This window comes from Bifidobacterium sp. LH_450 (assembly GCF_056356715.1).
On the sequence record NZ_JBKEUU010000006.1, the window covers coordinates 19,456 to 36,911 of the forward strand.

12 protein-coding genes and 1 tRNA gene are annotated in these 17,456 nt (G+C 64.2%); 6 read left to right on the forward strand and 7 right to left on the reverse strand.

Annotated elements, in window-relative coordinates:
- Positions 1 to 93: 93 nt before the first annotated feature.
- The 4 genes from AC1AXT_RS08085 to AC1AXT_RS08100 all read right to left on the reverse strand — a co-directional run bounded on the left by AC1AXT_RS08085 (position 94) and on the right by AC1AXT_RS08100 (position 5,703).
- Positions 94 to 1,557: a polysaccharide pyruvyl transferase family protein gene (locus AC1AXT_RS08085; RefSeq protein WP_476542003.1), complete on the reverse strand. Its 1,464-nt coding sequence runs from the start codon at positions 1,555 to 1,557 to the stop codon at positions 94 to 96.
- Between the two features lie 82 nt (positions 1,558 to 1,639).
- Positions 1,640 to 2,959, reverse strand: coding sequence for an ABC transporter ATP-binding protein (locus AC1AXT_RS08090; RefSeq protein ID WP_476542103.1), 1,320 nt, complete (start codon positions 2,957 to 2,959; stop codon positions 1,640 to 1,642).
- Between the two features lie 66 nt (positions 2,960 to 3,025).
- Entirely contained in the window at positions 3,026 to 3,874 is an 849-nt protein-coding gene (locus AC1AXT_RS08095) for an ABC transporter permease (protein ID WP_476542005.1), read from the reverse strand.
- Between the two features lie 89 nt (positions 3,875 to 3,963).
- Positions 3,964 to 5,703: a hypothetical protein gene (locus AC1AXT_RS08100; protein WP_476553038.1), complete on the reverse strand. Its 1,740-nt coding sequence runs from the start codon at positions 5,701 to 5,703 to the stop codon at positions 3,964 to 3,966.
- A 180-nt stretch (positions 5,704 to 5,883) separates the two neighbouring features.
- On the opposite strand from AC1AXT_RS08100, the gene AC1AXT_RS08105 reads away from it, so the two are divergent.
- The 3 genes from AC1AXT_RS08105 to AC1AXT_RS08115 all read left to right on the forward strand — a co-directional run bounded on the left by AC1AXT_RS08105 (position 5,884) and on the right by AC1AXT_RS08115 (position 9,271).
- Complete coding sequence (locus AC1AXT_RS08105) at positions 5,884 to 6,879, forward strand: hypothetical protein (RefSeq protein ID WP_476553036.1); 996 nt, start codon at positions 5,884 to 5,886, stop codon at positions 6,877 to 6,879.
- Between the two features lie 180 nt (positions 6,880 to 7,059).
- Positions 7,060 to 7,147 (forward strand) — tRNA-Ser (locus tag AC1AXT_RS08110).
- Positions 7,148 to 7,729: 582 nt separating this feature from the next.
- A complete protein-coding gene (locus tag AC1AXT_RS08115; protein WP_476542010.1) occupies positions 7,730 to 9,271 on the forward strand; it encodes a DUF2142 domain-containing protein in 1,542 nt (513 codons plus the stop codon).
- Here the strand turns inward: AC1AXT_RS08115 and AC1AXT_RS08120 are convergent.
- On the reverse strand, positions 9,255 to 10,643 hold the full coding sequence (locus tag AC1AXT_RS08120; protein ID WP_476542012.1) for a hypothetical protein: 1,389 nt from the start codon (positions 10,641 to 10,643) through the stop codon (positions 9,255 to 9,257). The genes AC1AXT_RS08115 and AC1AXT_RS08120 overlap by 17 nt on opposite strands.
- Positions 10,644 to 10,993: 350 nt before the next feature.
- Between AC1AXT_RS08120 and AC1AXT_RS08125 the strand changes: the two genes are divergently transcribed.
- The 3 genes from AC1AXT_RS08125 (at position 10,994) to AC1AXT_RS08135 (ending at position 14,355) form a co-directional block, all read left to right on the forward strand.
- Entirely contained in the window at positions 10,994 to 12,421 is a 1,428-nt protein-coding gene (locus AC1AXT_RS08125; RefSeq protein WP_476542013.1) for an ABC transporter permease, read from the forward strand.
- A 2-nt stretch (positions 12,422 to 12,423) separates the two neighbouring features.
- On the forward strand, positions 12,424 to 13,401 hold the full coding sequence (locus tag AC1AXT_RS08130) for an ATP-binding cassette domain-containing protein (RefSeq protein WP_476542015.1): 978 nt from the start codon (positions 12,424 to 12,426) through the stop codon (positions 13,399 to 13,401).
- 84 nt (positions 13,402 to 13,485) lie between these two features.
- Entirely contained in the window at positions 13,486 to 14,355 is an 870-nt protein-coding gene (locus tag AC1AXT_RS08135) for a class II glutamine amidotransferase (RefSeq protein ID WP_476542017.1), read from the forward strand.
- Positions 14,356 to 14,407: 52 nt separating this feature from the next.
- On the opposite strand, the gene AC1AXT_RS08140 is transcribed toward AC1AXT_RS08135, so the two are convergent.
- Together AC1AXT_RS08140 and AC1AXT_RS08145 are read right to left on the reverse strand one after the other, a co-directional pair.
- A complete protein-coding gene (locus AC1AXT_RS08140; protein WP_476542018.1) occupies positions 14,408 to 15,118 on the reverse strand; it encodes an HD domain-containing protein in 711 nt (236 codons plus the stop codon).
- 1 nt (position 15,119) lies between these two features.
- Positions 15,120 to 17,291 carry a KUP/HAK/KT family potassium transporter gene (locus AC1AXT_RS08145; RefSeq protein ID WP_476542020.1) on the reverse strand — a complete coding sequence of 724 codons (2,172 nt, stop codon included), beginning with the start codon at positions 17,289 to 17,291 and terminating at the stop codon, positions 15,120 to 15,122.
- Positions 17,292 to 17,456 lie beyond the last annotated feature (165 nt).

Here is a 17,456-nt window from a genome sequence, read left to right on the forward strand (position 1 = left end):
TGCCCTGCGTGTCAGCATAGTCATACCACGCGAGTTCCACAGAATGCCGAATCCGTCCCTAGGCGAAGCGGCCGCCAACGTATGGCGAGCACATCACATGCCGTATACAGCCGCCGCCGTCCTGCGGATTTCATCGCGGTATGCGAACCGTACGTCCGGATGAGCGAACCCTTCGCCAGGCTGGGGAATGATCGGCTGCTCGATTGACGTTTCGTTCCAACGGCTCCCCATGCGCAGCACGGCTTCATGCTTGACATCGTAATAGCCCGGGCGCACCGACAGGTAGCAGCCGCTCGCGCCGACGGCAGCGGCCAGCAGATGCGGATGATAGCGCGTGGAAAGCCAGCGCTGCCCCGGAGCAGCCGGGAACCCGTCGTCAATCAGCACCTGCGTGGGAAACAGTTCGGTACGGTAGCCAGCTTCATTAAGGAAGGCAATGAGCTCCAGGCATTCATACGGAATGCACTCGACGATGCCGAGGGTTTCCTTCTCCTTATCCACCTGCCATGCTTCAAGCACGGCAATGACGTGGTGGAACAGGGCCTGCTGATCCTCGACAAAATCCTTCTGGATGCACAGCATCGTACGCGGCAGCATGCCACGTTCCACTCCGCTGCCAGATGCTGGCCAATCCGGATGGGCACGCTGCCCTTCGGCCATTTCCCGCATGCCGTCGGGATGGCCGCTCGCCGCGAACCCCGCCCCGCGCCGGCCGTCATACAGGCCCGACAGCCCATTGACGAAGCAATCGTCAGGCGCCAGCGCCACGATGTTCGCATGGCCTGTCGGATCGATGGCCCGCACGCTCTTTTCGTCGCGGCACGTAAACGCCACCATCGACTGCGCCACATCGCGCACGTATTGCTGATCGCGCGGGTAAAGCGGCACGATGCCTACGCCAGTGCCAATCGAAGGAATGCCGTGCCGCATGCCCCACTGCGGAGCCGCCAGCCGCGCCAGATTCGCAACCCACGGCGAATTCATATAGCCACCGCCAAGCACATGGATGGTGGCGACGTCGCGGTTCAACAGACGGATGCCGGAGGCCAGCCGGGCTGCCCGCCCCTCGTCCTCCAGCGCAGCCACGATGGTTGCAGCGACATCCTGCACCGGCACGTCGGCGGCAGCATTCCCGTCCGCCACCGGATTCTCTATCGTCAGGCGCGCAATGGTGTCGGTCACCGTCACATGAGGATGCTGCTTGCGCAGCAACGCCGTCGACGGCCCAGGGCGCATGCAGTCGATAATGACCGGGGTGTGCGGATCAATCTTAGCCAAATACCGCAGCCATTCCGCGGCGATGATTTCGTCCCCGTAGTTCGGATAGCCGGGTTCGGCAATCAGATAGTGCGCCTTCTGGTTGGCTTCCCGGCGCTGCACCATGTCGTTGAGCCGCGCAAGCGTCTCCTGCGTCTGCTCCAGCGTTTGCTGCGTACGCGCAAGCAACTCCTCGGAATGCCGCTGCTGGTTTTGCAGCTCGGCAATCTGGCGCTTCATGAATTCGGCGTCGCTATGGAACGAACGGCTCGAAATCGGCAGCATGGACTTCCAACTCATAGTGCAGCACTCTCCTTCAAGTGTCGCTTACCCGGTCTAGCCACTATATCGGACGTGCTGCACGCTGCTGTTGCGTTTTTCATTATTGCGCGGAGTCCTGGTTCTCCTTCTCCATCCGCGCCTTCTGTTCGGCTGCAGCCGCCTCGGCTTCCTGCTCGGAGATTTCGGCGAATTCGACGGCGCGGTCGCTCAACAGCGCGTAAGCGCCGTTGCGCTGGTCGCGGATGACGAACGTGCAGGCATTGTCATCGACGGCGACGGCGACGGCATCCGTCATCACGTCGTTATCGGGCTGCGGGGTGCGCAGCGACGTGATGAGCCGGAACTCGCCGTTGTTGAACAGATTGAGCGGCAGTTCGAAGTAGACGGTCTGGTGGCCGTGCTTCTCCATCTTGAACTTGCGCGGGCCGGAATCGTAGGTGATGCCGCCACGGCGTATGTCATGCATGGCGATGGCCAGATAGAAGTCGCCGGGTTCGTCGTACTGGTATTCCACAGCGAAGCGGAACGTGTCGGAGCTTTTCAGCAGCAACGGCGAAACACCGTACGTACGCAGCACCGGGCAACGCGCGTTCAGGCCGTTTGGATAGACGTCGGGGTCCTTCTGCAGTTCCTGCGCACGGGCATGCTCTTCCTTGCGCTCCACCTCGAGATTGGCGAGCGTGTACTGTTCGGCCACCGTCTCGCGGTCGCCAATCGCCTTGATCTCGCCATTTTCGATGAACATGGCGCGGGTGCAATACCGCTTGACGGCCCCCATGTCGTGGGTGACGAGGATGACCGTTTTCGTCGGATCCTTGCGGATGTTCGTGAAGAAGTCATCGCACTTGCGCTGGAACGCCTCGTCGCCTACGGCGAGCACCTCGTCGAGCACGAGGATGTCGCCCTGCGCCTTGATGGCGACGGAGAACGCAAGGCGCACCTGCATGCCGCTCGAATAGTTCTTGAGCTTCTGGTCCATGAAGTCCTCGAGTTCGGCGAACTCGACGATGTCGTCGTACATCGCGTCGATCTCGCTGCGCGTGAAGCCAAGCAGCGCGCCGTTGAGGTACACGTTCTCGCGTCCCGTCAGTTCGGGGTTGAAGCCGACGCCGAGCTCGATGAACGGCACCAGCTTGCCGCGCACCTCGACGGAACCGGCATTCGGATAGTAGATCTGCGAAATCAGCTTGAGCAGCGTGGACTTGCCGCCGCCGTTGCGCCCGACAATGCCGAAGAATTCGCCCTGATGCACCTCGAAGGAAATGTCGCGCAGCACGCGCTGCTCTTCATAGCCCTTGATGCCCTTGGTCCAGTTGATGAACGCCTGCTTCAAGCCGGTGGCCTGCTCGGTCGGCAGCTTGAACCATTTCTCGACATGGTCGACCTTGAGGACGACCGGGCGTTCCTTGTAATTGTCCATGTTGACGGCGTCGAGTTCGCCGCTGGTTTCCGTAGTCATGTTGAACGATTCTCCCGTTTCCGGCCTTTACATCACTTCAGCGAACTTGCGGCTGTTCTTGCGGAATACGTAGATGCCGAGCCACAGCAGCAGGATGGTAATGATGATCGGGATGGGCTTGATCCACCACGAACTGAACGAATTCCAAATGGTTGGCTGCGTTTCCGGGGCAATGAGGTTGTGGCGTATGTCCTGGATTGTCTGGGCGAACGGGTTGAGCAGCTCGAGCTTGGCAATCTGGGCGTAGATGCCGCCCTTGTCCGTGACATACGACAGCGGGTAGATGATAGGCATGCAGTAGAAGATAATCTGCTGGAGCACTTCCCAGATGTGCGAAATATCGCGGAAGTATGCGTACATCGTCGAGAAAATCAACGCCAGCGCAAGCGACGCCGCATACAGTTCAAGCACGTTGAGCGGCAGCCACAGCACGCGCCACGTGAAGTGGACGCGCATGAACAACGCGAACACCAGCACCACCAGGTAGTTGATGCCAAGCGAAATCAGCGAACCGATTGAAGCCGACACGACGACGATATAGTTCGGGAAATGCACCTTGCGCAGCAGGTCGCCGCGGTCAACGATCGAGCGCAGCCCGATGCCAATCGTTTCCGTACAGAACTGCCATGACGAAATGCCGAGCAGCAGCACGACCGGATAGGTCGCTGTGCCATCGGACATGCGCAGGAACCGCGCGAAGACGATGTACATGACGACGAATAGCAGCAGCGGCTTGAGCACCGACCAGGCGACTCCAAGGAACGATCCCTGGTAGCGCATCTTGAAGTCGGTCTTGACGAGCCCCTTCAGCACGGTCATCGCATAGCCGTACCGTTCCTTGAACGATTTTGTCAATGAATTCACGTGATTCCTCATGCGTTGCTCGCGGACTCTGGGTCCCTTCGAAAAATTACTTGTTCCAGTGTAGACTCCCGCCGACACAAAAAATGCCGCCCCTCCCCCGCCTACGGCAGCGGCTCGAGCCGCAATGCCGCCTCCTCGGGCGCAGCGGAACGGTGTTTGCCGAGATTGCGCGAGCCGGAAATCTTGGATACGACCCAGCGCAACCCCGCTGCGGCCTGCGCCATTCCCAGCGCGGCCAGCGGCAGCAGCAGGAGGAAGAACGGCAATGCGTACACGCTCTTCGCTTCCCAGAACACGTAGCAGACGAAGCCGCCGACGAACGAGGCGCACAGCAGCACCGTCGCGAAGACCTGCTGCGCCGACCACTGCGCGAAGCCGCGGCGCACGAACCGCACGAACAGCGTCACGACGCCGGTGAACGCCAGCACGTACGCAACGCCCTGCCAGACGTTGACGAAGCTGAAGAACGCGGTGCCCGGGCCCTCGTTCAGCAGCCCGGCGAGGCGGCCGGAATATTTCGATCCCGAGGTGCCGAGCTCCGAATAATAGCGCGTTTCGAACGTCGGTTCCGCCCATTCCGACGACAGCTTGCGCAGGAAATAGTCGAAGCCCTCCGACGGGTTGGCCGCGAAGTACGCGAGCCGTTCCTTGATGGCGGCGACGGCGCCGTCCTGCTGGGCTGCGTAGCTGCCGCCGCTTTCGCGGTAGAGCCGCAGCGCGCGCCCGTTCCACCAGCCGGCGCCAATATACTCGACGTCTTCAAGACGCGTCGGCGCGCTCAGGCCGATCATCACCCACGAACTCAGCGGCATGCCCTTGCCCAGCGAATAGCCGGCGATTTTCTCGACGTACCGCACCGGCAGGTCCGCGATTTTCGTCGCCGCCCACGCCCCTGGCAGCGCGATCAGCGCCTGCCAGTAGCGCCGCGAACGCCACACGGCAAACAGCACGGCTAGCGCGATGGCGATCAGCAGAATCTGGTAGGTCGACTTGAACATCACGCCGACGCCGCAGATTGCCAGCGCGGCAACGATGCCCAGCGCGCCCAGCCACCAACGGCGCGCGGCGATCGCACGCAGCAGCAGCGCCGCGCCGAGGGCGACGAACGCCAGGCCGACCGTGTTCGTATAGACGAACGCCGACTGCATCAGCAGCGGCACGCAGGTGGCGCAAAGCAGCGCGTACGCACGGTAGCCGCGCTCGCCCCAGCCGAGCTTGCCGCCGATGTACCACAGCGCGGCCACCAGCGCGAGCGTAAACGCCGCGTTGACCAGCTGGAACGCAATGAGATTGTCGGTGCCGAACACCTTGAACACGAGCGCGAACCACAGCGCCGGGCCGCTTTGGAACGGGTAGTAGTGCAGGTAGTCGTACAGCGACGGCACCGCGTGCGCGCAGTACGCCATGCGGTCGGGGCCGGCGCAGGCGTCCGGCGCGAACATCGCGGGGTCGCGGGCGTTGAGCGCGTCCGCGGCCGCGATCAGGCTGCGCGAATCGGAATAGTCGTACTGCTGCGTGTTGAGCGCGGCGATCCACGCGACGCTGGCGATCCCCACGTACGCGAGCAGCGCCAGCAGCACCGTGCGGCGCGGCACCGCGCGCTGGAAATGCGTCAGCGTCAGCGTCGCCAGCGCGAACAGCGCAATCAGCAGCAGCGAACCGGCGATATAGCCGGCGGACGGAACGCCCTGGAAAATCTCCATCAGCTCGCTGACATGGCGCGCGCCGAGTTCCTGCGCTTCGGCCGCGTCGTCAAGCGGCAGCCGCAGCAACGCGACGGTGGTGAACGTAGCCAGCAGCACCAGCAGGCCCACTACGAGAAACTGGCATGCCAACGCCATGCAGATCAGGATGCGGGGAAGTCTGTCGGCACCGAACCGGCGTAAGGCGGTACTAGACATAGCGCCAAGTATATTGCGGCTCCTATAATTGGTGCGCAGAAATTGCACAGGCCTTCGCCTGCCGCGAGAAAGAGAGCTGCCATGGAACGTTCGGTTTGTTGTGATTCTTCGGTTTCTTCAGTGTCTTCGGTTTCCAAGATTTTCAAGATTTTCCCGATCCCCAAGATTTCGCCGGCCAGGATCGCTGCGGCTGCCGCAGCGGCTGCCTGCGCCGTTGCATTCGCCTGTTCGTTCGCGTTCGCGCCCGTCGCCTTCGGCGACGACGGCGCCGCGGGCGCCCCGGGCGCCGGTTCCGGCGACGGCACTTCGCAGGTGGCCGACGCTGGCCGTTCCGGCGACGCTGGAACGGACGGGACGGCCGGGTCGGCGTCGAACGGGTCGACGTCGGGCGTAGGCGGCGATCTTGAGAATGTCAAGGCGCACCTCGCGCAGGACAAGGCGAACGTGCTGGGCGACCTGGCCGCCGCGAAGCAGGACCTTTCGGACGCGCATTCGGCGTTCCATAGCGACGTCGCCGACGCGCGGGCGCATGTGCGGCAGGGCGCCGCGGACGCGAAGGCGACGCACGATGCCGTCAAGCAGGCCGCGAACGACACGGCGACGCGGCTGCACGACGACGTCGTCACGTTCGACAACGACGTCACCGAAGTCAACAACGCGCTGAACACGCTGCACGCCGATCTCAAGGAAGACCACGACCTGATCGCCGCCAACGCGGCAGCCGTCGAGGCGCGGCGTTCGGCACTGCACGAAGCGTTTACGAACGCGCTGGCGAACACGTCGGATGCGCTGGCCACGGGCGGCTCCGATGCCGCTGCGAACGCGGCTGGTTCCGACGGCACGACGGTGGCGACGGCTGCCGCCTCGAAGACTGCTGCCGCGGACTCGACGGGCGCTTCCGGTGCCGTGAACGGAACGTCGAGCGGTTCGGCTGCCGCCACGACGGCTGCGTCGTCCACCACGGCGAGCACCGCCGACGAGGCGAAGGCGACCGGAGCGACGCTCGCGCAGACCGGCGCCGGCGTTTCGGTGCTGTGCGCCATCATCCTGGTGCTGTGCGGAGCGGGCTACTTCCTCACGGAATTCGCCGGTTACCTGAAGAGCCGCGCACGCTAGCAGGAGGCATCCAGCGGCTGGAAACGCACGGAATGCCGTTTGCCCGCGCATCATCGCCGCCATTGGGGCGGAATCCAGCGGCACCCTAAGGTGGGTGCCCATCAAAACGACACGCCCACTTGCCTTTGCGCGTGCGCTGAGGTAATTTAATCAAGTTGCATTCCGCAAGGACTGGAACGTGGAGGATTCGCCTAGTGGCCTATGGCGCACGCTTGGAAAGCGTGTTGGTGTAACAGCCTCGCGAGTTCGAATCTCGCATCCTCCGCCAACAGGGTTTTCGGGTTCCCCGAAAACCCTTTTTCGTTTCCCCCTCCCCCGCGACTGGAACGTAGACAGAACGCTACGTTTCACACGCTGACGACCTCCTAGCGACTGAAATATAGACAGGGGAATACGTTTCAGTCGCTGAGGAGGCGTCAACGACTGAAACGTGGGCAGAACGATACGTTTCACACGCTGTGATCCTCACCGACTGGAGTGTATACAGGAAGATACTTTCCAGTCGCTCAGCGGTCGTCAACGACTGGAATGTAGGCAGGATGATACGTTTCACACGCTGCGGCCCTTAACGACTGGAATGTAGACAGGGAAATACGTTTCGCACGGTGAGAGCGTGCCAGCGACTGGAACGTAGGTGGGCCGATACGATTCACACGCTTACGGGACCTGAGCGACTGGAACGTAGACAGGGGAATACGTTTCACACTGTGAGAGGGCGTCAACGACTGGAATGTAGACGGGGAGGAATGAATCGGACGGCGGGAGGAGGATTGTGGTGTTTTCGGCGGGTGGACGGCTCGCGGGGTTAGCATGGGGCCGAACGCATGCCTGGCTAGCGGAGGGAGGACGCATGGCGCATAACGAGGAACCGACAGGGATCCATTCCGCCTCGCAGCGTTCCGCCTCGCACCATTCCACTGCGTACCCCTCCGTCTCATATCGTTCGGCACAACGGCATGAACGGGCGCGCCATGCACGCGCCCCGCAGCGTCGCGACATCGCCAACGCGCTGACGAAACCGGGCGCGTCGGCGTTTCCGCTGCGGCGGTATACGACGTTGCCGGCAATCTACATGGCATTGACACTGGCGTGCGGCCTCGCCATGATTTTCTGGGACCGGAATCCTGCACGCAACGACGCCACTCCGCATTGGCTGCGCGTCCGCATGCTGCTGCGGGGGCAGATCTTCCCGGTGCGCAATCCCGCCGACCCGTCCAGCGACCAATGGGGCGCCGTCATCGATGGCACGTTCCATGCGTTCAACAACACCGTCATCAACTCGCCGGTCGCCTACTGGCCGAGCCTGCTGTCCGGCGGCAACGAACGCGCCGCCTGCATCCTTACGCTCGCCGTCGCGACGCTCACGACCGGCGCCGCCATGCTGCTCGCCCGCGATTTCCAGATGCTCATCGCCGCCGCGGCAATCCTGCCGATGACGTTCCTGTCGTACATCTACCCCACCGCGGACGCGATGACGAATTCGCTGTCGTTCCTGTTCATCGGCCTGCTGCTGTACTGCATGCAGCAGCCGCGACCGACATGGGTCCATTGGACGGCGCTGTGCGCGGCCGCGGCGCTGCTAGGCCAGGTGAAGATCACCTGCGCGCTGCTGGCCCTCCTGTCGTTCGCACTCATCCGACGCCCAGGAGGGCGCCGGCCCCAGGCAGCCGCGCAATCCCAGCAGGGAGTCCGGCAAGTTCCGCCACACCACCGCCAAGTCCGGCAGCCCATGCGAGAAGCCAGCGGCCACAGCATCGCCGCCCGCAACCTGCTCACCATCCTGCCGCCGCTGTGCGCGCTCGCTTCCAGCTGGGCATGGAACGCGAACTTCGCGGCCATCACGTCGGCCCCGAGCAAGGTCAGCTCCGCCGAATACCAGGAGCTGCGCCACTATGCGCTCACCCATCCGCTCGACACGCTCAAGAGCATCGTCGTCACAATGTTCGCGCCGCTCGACGCCAGCCAGGAACGCATCGACGGCGAACTGGTCAACCCGCGCCGCAACCTGCAGCTTTTCGCGGGCAGCGAGAAGACGCAGCTCGGCCCGTTCACGATGGTCCCGCTGCTGTTCGCCGTCGCGCTGCTCGTGCTCTACACCGCATCGATCCGCCGCATCCGCCACGCGGCGGCGCTGTGGCTGGACGCCGCCATCTGCCTGGCGTTCTTCGCCATGACCTGCCTGGCGATGCTCACGAGCTGGGCCGGCGCCATCGGCGGCTACGCGGACGGCATGCAGAGCCGCTACTGCATTCCCATCGCGCCGCTGCTGTTCCTGCTGGTCCCGCGCCTGGCGCGCTTCGACCGGCCCCGCTTCACGCTCGCCTTCATCGGCGCCCTGACGGCATTCGGCTACGCCGGCCTGCTCATTGCGCATCTCATCCCTTGGGGCTGATGTGCCACACCTGGTAGCGCGTGTCGGCATCGTCCAGCGCCAGCGCGCCCAGCACTTCAGTCGGATCGTTGGCGTTCATTTCCATGACGGCGAGGGCCATGTTGCGCGCCAGCTTCTGGTCCGGCACCCGCATGAGCAGCATGTACGCCATGTCGTCCACGATGTTGCCGCAAATGCGGTTGTGGTCCGCCATCTGCGACTTCGTGGGGTGCGGCAGCTGATCGAATAGCATCGTCTTGGCGGCGATGAGGAACAGCGGCAGCATGCCGATGCCTTCCATCCCCACGTGCCGCTCGCATATCTCCAGTATCTGCACGCCGTGTTCGAACAGGTCGCGCCGGCGCGTGGCGAACCCTTCGGTCAGCTCGGCCGCGCACCACGGCCCGAGCAGCGAATCGGCCACTTCCCGCAGGAACAGCGGGTTTTCCCACAGCGGCAGGTCCGGGGACTGCCCGGTCGATTCGACGACGTCCATCAGCGTATCGGGGTCGGCAATCGGCGCGTCCCACAGCCGCCGGCACGCCGCCACCAGCTTGCGGGCATCGTGCGAGTAGCGCCGGCTGATCGACTCGACCATCGTGTCGGGCAGCCCCTCCCCCAAGCCACCGGCCGCGCTGCAAGCCCCGCCCGTCCCGTCGCCTGGATCGCTGCCCAGCCCCTCGCCGCCCATTTCGGTAGCGTATTCGAGGTCGGCTTCCACCTGCAGCGTGCGGATGTACGAGGTGAGCCGTTCGTAGCGGCCGCTCCCGTTCGCGAACGGCTCCGCGCAGTATTCGTCGTCGCGCAGCATGCAGATGCCCAGCCCCGAGTTGGACAGGATCATCGCCGCCACTTCGGTGGCTCGGCAGCCGCCTTCGCCCCAGCGCAGCACGCCGTGCGCCGCCATCCGGTACATTTCGGTCGCGTAGGCGTTCATGTCGCCTTCGCGCTGTTCCTTCGTGCCGAACCGCTTCTTCCCCCTGGCCGTGTCGTCGAGGAACCGGTCGACCTGCTTGGGGCTCATCGTGCGCATGAACGGCATGCGCGAGGACGGCTTGCCCGTCGCCAGCGCGAGCGCCGCGTCCTGCGCCATGCCGGACAGCCAGCCTCCCAGCCCCTGCCAACGCACCTGCCCTTCCGTTTCACGCAGGAACTCGCGGCAGCGTTCGACGATCCTGCCGTCGCCGGTGATGACGGCGTTGATGAACATCGACGGCCAGCTGACGGCGCCGAACAGTTCGGTGCCCTGCTCAAGCAGCTCCGTGCAGCGTTGCGCGACGGTTTCGCGCTCGCCGCCCATCGACTCGGCCAGCGCGCTGTTGAAGCCCGCTTCGAACGTCGCGAGCCGTTCGAGGAAATCGGCTTCGTCAAGCTTGAGGGTTTCTGTCTGCATCGTGGGCATCGCCTTCTCCTTTATCCAAGATTCCGGTGGTCACGACCACTGTCGCACCGCGCCGACCGTGCGTTCCAGCGGCCCGCGGAAATCTGTGGATAAGTGGATAACGCGAGCGTTATCCACAGTCTCAAGCCGTCTCGGCAAACGGCACCGAACGCGGACGAAACGTAACGGAACAGCGGATATAACGGTTCTTTTCAGCTTTTGTTCAGTTCCAACGGCAAGATTGAATCGAGAAGCTCCCGCCATTGCCAGAGTCGTACGGGCAACGTTGCACGAAGGCGACGTTGGGCCGCGGCCGGCGAGCCGGCAATCTATTGCCAAGAAAAACTGGAGAAGTACCGAATATGTTCGTTCTGAAGAACTGCTGGGCGCAGCTGGGACGCCACAAGTGGCGCACCCTGCTGATGTTCATCGTCGCATTGCTCGTCACCGTATGGTCCGTGTACGGCACCGCCGTCCTCCACGCCGACAGCAGTGCCAATGGAGAGGAATACGATGCCATCGCGCCGGTCTCCGTCATCCGGCCCACCGCCGCGAAGATGGCGGACCGCGCCGGCGACGATTCGTCGTGGACGAAGAACTACCTGTCGTGGGATGACTACAACAGCATCTATGGCAAGGTGAGCTCCAGCGTCGAAGCCGGCTACTCGATCGCCGAATCGGTGCCGGTACGCCAAAGCGACTCGGTCAAGGCCATCACGACGTCGGCGACCAGCGACGCCAGCGAAGACAAGACCGGCGGCGACCTGACGCTGCAGAGCTTCTACACCGCCGAAGCGACCGAAGCGAACGAATACGGCACCTACGACATCGTGGCCGGCAACGAACTCGACTACACGAGCACGTCCGATACGAACGTGCTGATTTCGCAGGAGCTGGCCGACAAGAACGACATCCACGTCGGCGACGAAATCACCCTCGGCAACCCGACGGACGCCAAGACCACCTACAAGCTCAAGGTCGGCGGCATCTACAAATACACGAGCAACCCGTACGACGCGGAAGGCAATAACGCGAAGTTCGCGAAGGACAACCGCAACAACGTCATCTACACCACCTACTACACGTTCGCCACGCAGGGCCTCGACACCGACGAGGGCGACGGCTGGGGCATTCCGGACCTGAACATCGTGTTCACGCTGACGAGCCCGTCCAAATACGATGAGTTCGCGGCCGCGCTGAAGAAGGCAAAGGCCATCCCCGACGGCTTCCAGATCAGCTCGCCGACGCTGGAGAAGTACAAGGCGTCGCTGACCGGCCTTGACGCGCTGGCCACGCAGATGCGCATCATGACGATCTGCCTGTGGAGCGTCGGCGGCCTGCTGCTGCTCGCGTTCACGTTGTGGGGCTCGCTGCCGCGCCGCGACGAAATCGGCAACGCGCTGCTGCTCGGCGTGTCGAAGGCGCGCCTGGGCTGGCAGTTCATGCTGGAAGTGTTCTTCCCGGTGCTCGTCGGCTTCGGCATCGGCCTGCTGGTGGGCGGCCTGACGACGAAGTCGGTGGCGACGAAGATGGCCGGCGGCCACACGGTGGAGCTGACGTCGCAGATCATGTGGAACACCGTCTGGATCGGCCTTGCGTTCACGCTTGCGCTGGCCGTCATCGCGATGCTGCGCGTCGCGTTCTTCTCCAAGCGCGAGCTGTTCGTATCGCCGTACCATCCCGATCCGCTCGCCGACGAGAAGAAGGACGAGATTGCCGGCAGCGCAGCTTCCAGCGAACCGGAGGGCGCCGCACGCGGCGCCGGTGACACCGAAACGGAAAAGGAGTGACGATGGCAGATCCGAAAGCCACCCTCAACGACGATCCCGACGCCAATGCGCCTGAATCCGTCGATTTTTCAGTGACCTACGAAGAGGACGACATCGAGGACGTTGCGGAGGAACCCCAGGAAGCCAAGCGCGACGAGCCGGCCGAGCACAAGGCGGCGCGCGACGGCGAAACCGCCACCGCCGTTTCGCAGCGAATCGACCACGAGCTGCGCGGACGGCGCAAGTTCGATGCCTCGGTGTTCCGCACCTACCCGGTGTATGCGTTCAACAACGTGTCGGTGACCGACAAGAAGTCCGGCGCCGAAGTGCTCGAAAACGTCAGCTTCGGCTGCCAGGCCGGCCGCGCCTACGCGGTGCTCGTGCCCGACGACGCGCCGCTGATGCGCACGATGCTGCTGAGCGTCATGGCCGGCGTAACGCTGCCCACCAAGGGGCACGTCATGACGAAGAGCACGAGCTTCGCCGAGCTGAGCCCGCTGGAAATCCGCGGCTACCGGCTGGGGCTGCTCATGCAGCAGTTCAGCTTCCGCAGGGACCTGGACGCCGAAGACAACATCGTCTACGCGATGGACGCGTCGAACCGCAACTTCCTCAAGCCCAAGCCGATCCTGGCCCGCGAGCTGCTCGCGATGGTCGGCTTCGGCACGCCGGCGCCGAGCGATAACGCCCCGGCCGATGCCGGGAGCGCCGGGAGCGCTGAAGCCGCCCCGCAGGCGCCGGTGCCGACGAAGGGCGTCAAGGCGGCCGATCTGAGCCTGATCGACCAGCATCGCCTCGCCGTGGCGCGCGCCATCTGCCGCGACCCCGACGTGCTCATCGCCGACGAGCCGACGGCGACGCTCAACGACGAAGACGGCAAGGAGATCCTCGCGCTCATCAAGGCGCAGACGCGCAGCCACTCGAAGAAGCGCGCCGTCATCGTCGTGACGTCCAGCGAACAGGTGGCGCACACGGTCGGCAACATCATCGACCTGCGCTAGCCGTAACCGGTTCTCAATTTTCCGTATATCCCATTTTCGAAAAACCCGCGCGACCCGCGGGTTTTTCCATTACAGTGTTCGGTTATGTGCAGGTTACTCGGATACGCAACGGCGAGCGTCAACACCACGCTGGTGGACGTGCTCGGCCAGAACGCCACCCGGGCATTTCGGGAGTTGAGCGAAATCCATAACGACGGCTGGGGCGCGTCGCTCGTCAACGAGCCCGCCCAGCGCGCCGACGTACGCGATGGCGGCGCCCCCTCCCCCGAAACCGGCACGTCGCTGTACCGCAACACCGTCGCCGCCCGCTTCGACCCGCTGTTCGAGGACATGGCGAAGGTGCCGGCGCGCGGCGCCATCTGGCACCTGCGGCTTGCCAGTTCGCACCTGCCGCTGATCCTCGAAAACCAGCAGCCGTTCTACGCGAGCGGGCTGAGCTTCATCCACAACGGCGACATTTCGGACGCCAACGGCGTCAACATCACGAAGAACCGCGACTACCCGATCAGCCAGTCGCTGGTCGCCTCGACCGGCGGCCGTTCGGATTCCGCCATCTACTTCGCCGTCGTCCTCGAATACCTCGGGTTCGGCTTCGAACTGCACGAAGCCGCCGCGCAGGCCATCCGCGAGCTGCGCACCGCCTACCCGACCTCCAGCTTCAACTGCATGATCCAGACGCACGAGCAGTTCATCGCCATCCACGCCGACGGCGGCACCGGCACGCCGCAGCGCGTGTTCGACGTCTACCGCCAGTACGGGCGCGAAGACGACGCGCACGACTACCGCATGCTGCGCTACCGCGCCGTGCGCGACGTACAGGGCTCGCCGTGCGGCGTCGTCGTCGCGTCGACCGGCTTCCCGCAGCCGGTGGAAGACGGCTGGAACGACCTGGCGAACAACCATATGATCGTCGCGTCGAACCGCACCGGCAAGTACCGCGTGCTGCCGCTGTAGGGAGGCTTAGCAGCGGCGACGGACCTGCGCGGCGGCTGGGCGGCTTCCTGCGCTACCGCTGCAGCGCCATGCCGTACGTTTCGGCGAGCGCCTCGACGTCCGGCTCGCCGTATTTGGCCACCAGCTGCGCCCATTCGCGGCGGTTGTCCTCGCCGAACCGCGCAGCCTTGCGTTCGTAGGCGGCCGCCGTCAGGAAGCGCGGCGGCACCGACTTGCTGTGGTATTTGTCGGCGACCATCACTGTTTCCTGTTCAAGATTCAGCGGCGCGTAGTCGTCCGGCGGCAGCGGCAGCCCCTGCGCCTCGACGGCTTCGCGCGTCAGCCCCACGCCGGTATGGTTGCGGGCGAACTGGGCGATCTCCTCGTCGACGCCCTGTTCCAGCAGCCAGCGATAGCCAAGCAGCCCGTGCTGGATGTAGTTGCTGCCGAATTTCAGCGGCTTGCCGTCCGCGCCGTCGCTTACCAGCATCTGGTAGGTGCCGATATCGTGCAGCAGCGCCCCGGTCACCGCCTTCTCGACGTCGATGTAATGCGGCGGCACGATCCCGCCAGTCACGCCGTTGGTCGGCGGCACTTCGAACGAGCCGTCCTTCGGCAGCGTGCATCGGCGCATGAACAGCGCGTTCTGGCGCGAGGCCAGCCGGCGCGTGATGTCGGCGATGATGCGGCAATGGGTATAGATCAGGTCGTAGGCTGCCTGCGAAGGCGCGGCCTTGCGATGCAGCTGCTCGATCTGCGAGAAATCAGGAACCATGGCTTCCATCCTACTTTTTCGCCGGAACGCGCTTGAGGCGCGGGGGCTGGTAGGTGGGCAGGAAGATCGGCTCCACCTCGATGTCCGGGTTGTAGGGCGCCAGGCCGAACCACTTGGCCGGGGAGCCGGCGACGTGGCGGATGGCGTACTTGATCTGCAACGCCAGCGCGCCCTTCGTCGACACCTTCGACTCCGGCATCAGCGCCTTGTGGATCAGCACGTAGCGGATCGGGCCCACGTCCGGGTCGGCGTCGAGCTTGGGGTACTTCGTCTTCTGGATCGGCAGGTCGCCGGACTTGATCAGGTCGTGCATGATCTGGTGCAGGTAGGCCGGCACGTTCTGCTGCACCTTGAAGCCCAGGCGCAGGCGCACGCGGAACAGGTAGTCGGTGCCGAAGTTCTCCACCGTGTATTCGCGCGTGTACGGCTCGTCGGCCGTCACCACCGACACGCCCCACCAGGCGCGGGCGCGCTTGGGGTGGTTGGCGAAGATCGAGAAGAAGATGTCGGTGTCGATGCGCTTCATTTCCGGATCGCTCGTCAGGTAGACGATGTTGTCGGCGTAGTACGGCACCGTGTCGTCGTCATGCAGGCGCGACAGGGCCGGAATGCAGTCGGCCGGGCGCATGTGGCGGCGCTGCTCGCGCTCGATCTTCGTGCCCTCGTTCCATGTGTACATCACCGTCAGTATGGCCAGCGTCAGCAGCATCGTGAACCAGCCGCCGTGCAGGAACTTGGCCATCGAGGCGATGAAGAACATCACCATGATCGTCGGGAACACGATGCCGAACAGCACGGCCGCTACCCGCTTGTTCGAATGCCACAGGTAGTAGGTCACGAGGATCGACGTGCAGATCATCGTGATCGTCAGCGCCAGGCCGTAGGCGGCGGCGATATGCTCGGAATCCTTGAAGATGAAGATGACCGCTATCGTCGCGCAGCACAGCACGAAGTTCACCGTCGGGATGTACAGCTGGCCGCGCGTGCGCGCCGGGTAGCGCACCTGCATATGCGGCATCCAGTTGAGGCCGGTGGCTTCCGACACGATCGTGAAGGCGCCGGTGATCAGCGCCTGCGAGGCGATGATGCCTGCGGTGACCGACAGGATGACGGCGACGTAGCGCATGCTCGTCGGCATCATCGAGAAGAACGGGTTCGGCGATGAGCCGGCCGGCAGCGTATCGTACGCCGGGTTGTCCTGGTTGTTGAGGATCCACGCGCCCTGGCCGAAATAGCACAGCACGAGCGCGATGTTGACGATCGGCCACGTGAAGTAGATGTTGCCGCGGCCCACATGGCCCATGTCCGAGTAGAGCGCTTCCGCGCCGGTGATCGACAGGAACACGGTGCCCATCAGCGCGATGCCGGCGTGGTTGTTGCCGGAGAACAGGAACTCGATGCCGCGCACCGGGTTGAGCGCCTCGAGGATGCTCCAGTTCGTCGACAGGTTGATGGCGCCCATCACGCCGATGAACGCGAACCACACGAGCACGACGGAACCGAACACCTTGCCGATGCGTTCGGTGCCGCGCGACTGCACGGCGAACACGACGAGCAGGATGACGACGGTGATCATCAGCGTCAGGTCGCTGTTCTCGGAGAACACGTGCTCGAGCGCCGGCAGCGTCTTGAGGCCTTCGACGGCCGAGCTGATCGACATCGCCGGGGTGAGCACCGAATCGGCGAGGAACGCGGCGCCGCCGATCATCGCCGGCACGACGAGCCATGCGCCGTACTTGCGGATCAGCGAATACAGCGCGAAGATGCCGCCTTCGCCGTTGTTGTCGACGCGCATGCAGATCAGCACGTATTCAATCGTCGTGACGAGCGTAATCGTCCAGAAAATCAGCGACAGCATGCCCAGCACCGATTCCCTGTCGGCGTTGGCGATGCCGCCCTGCCCGTTGAGGAACGTCTGGCAGGTGTACAGCGGGGACGTGCCGATGTCGCCGTAGACGACGCCGAGCGCCACGAGCGCCATCGCCCAGCTGACCTTGTCGGGCCCCGACTGCAGCCGGTCCCACCAGGCGCGCACATGCGCCGCCGGACCGCGGCCGCCGCCGTTGCCCGAGCCACCGGGGCCGGCCCCCGGCCCAGCGGCACGGGAAGCCTTCTGCTCGGCCTCCATCTCCTCGCGTTCCTCGCGCGTCAGCACCGTGTGGCTGGCGGCCGTGAACGTCATGCAGTCATTCGTCCGGACCAGTAAGCGCGCGGCTTCTGGACCACCTTGCGGCACAGACATCACCGCATCCTCCTCTACGAGTGCCGCATAGCGGCAGCAAAAACGGCGCTACACGGCTGGCAGAACCCAGCCTAGACGTGCAGCGCCGCCTTTGCGCAAAAATTC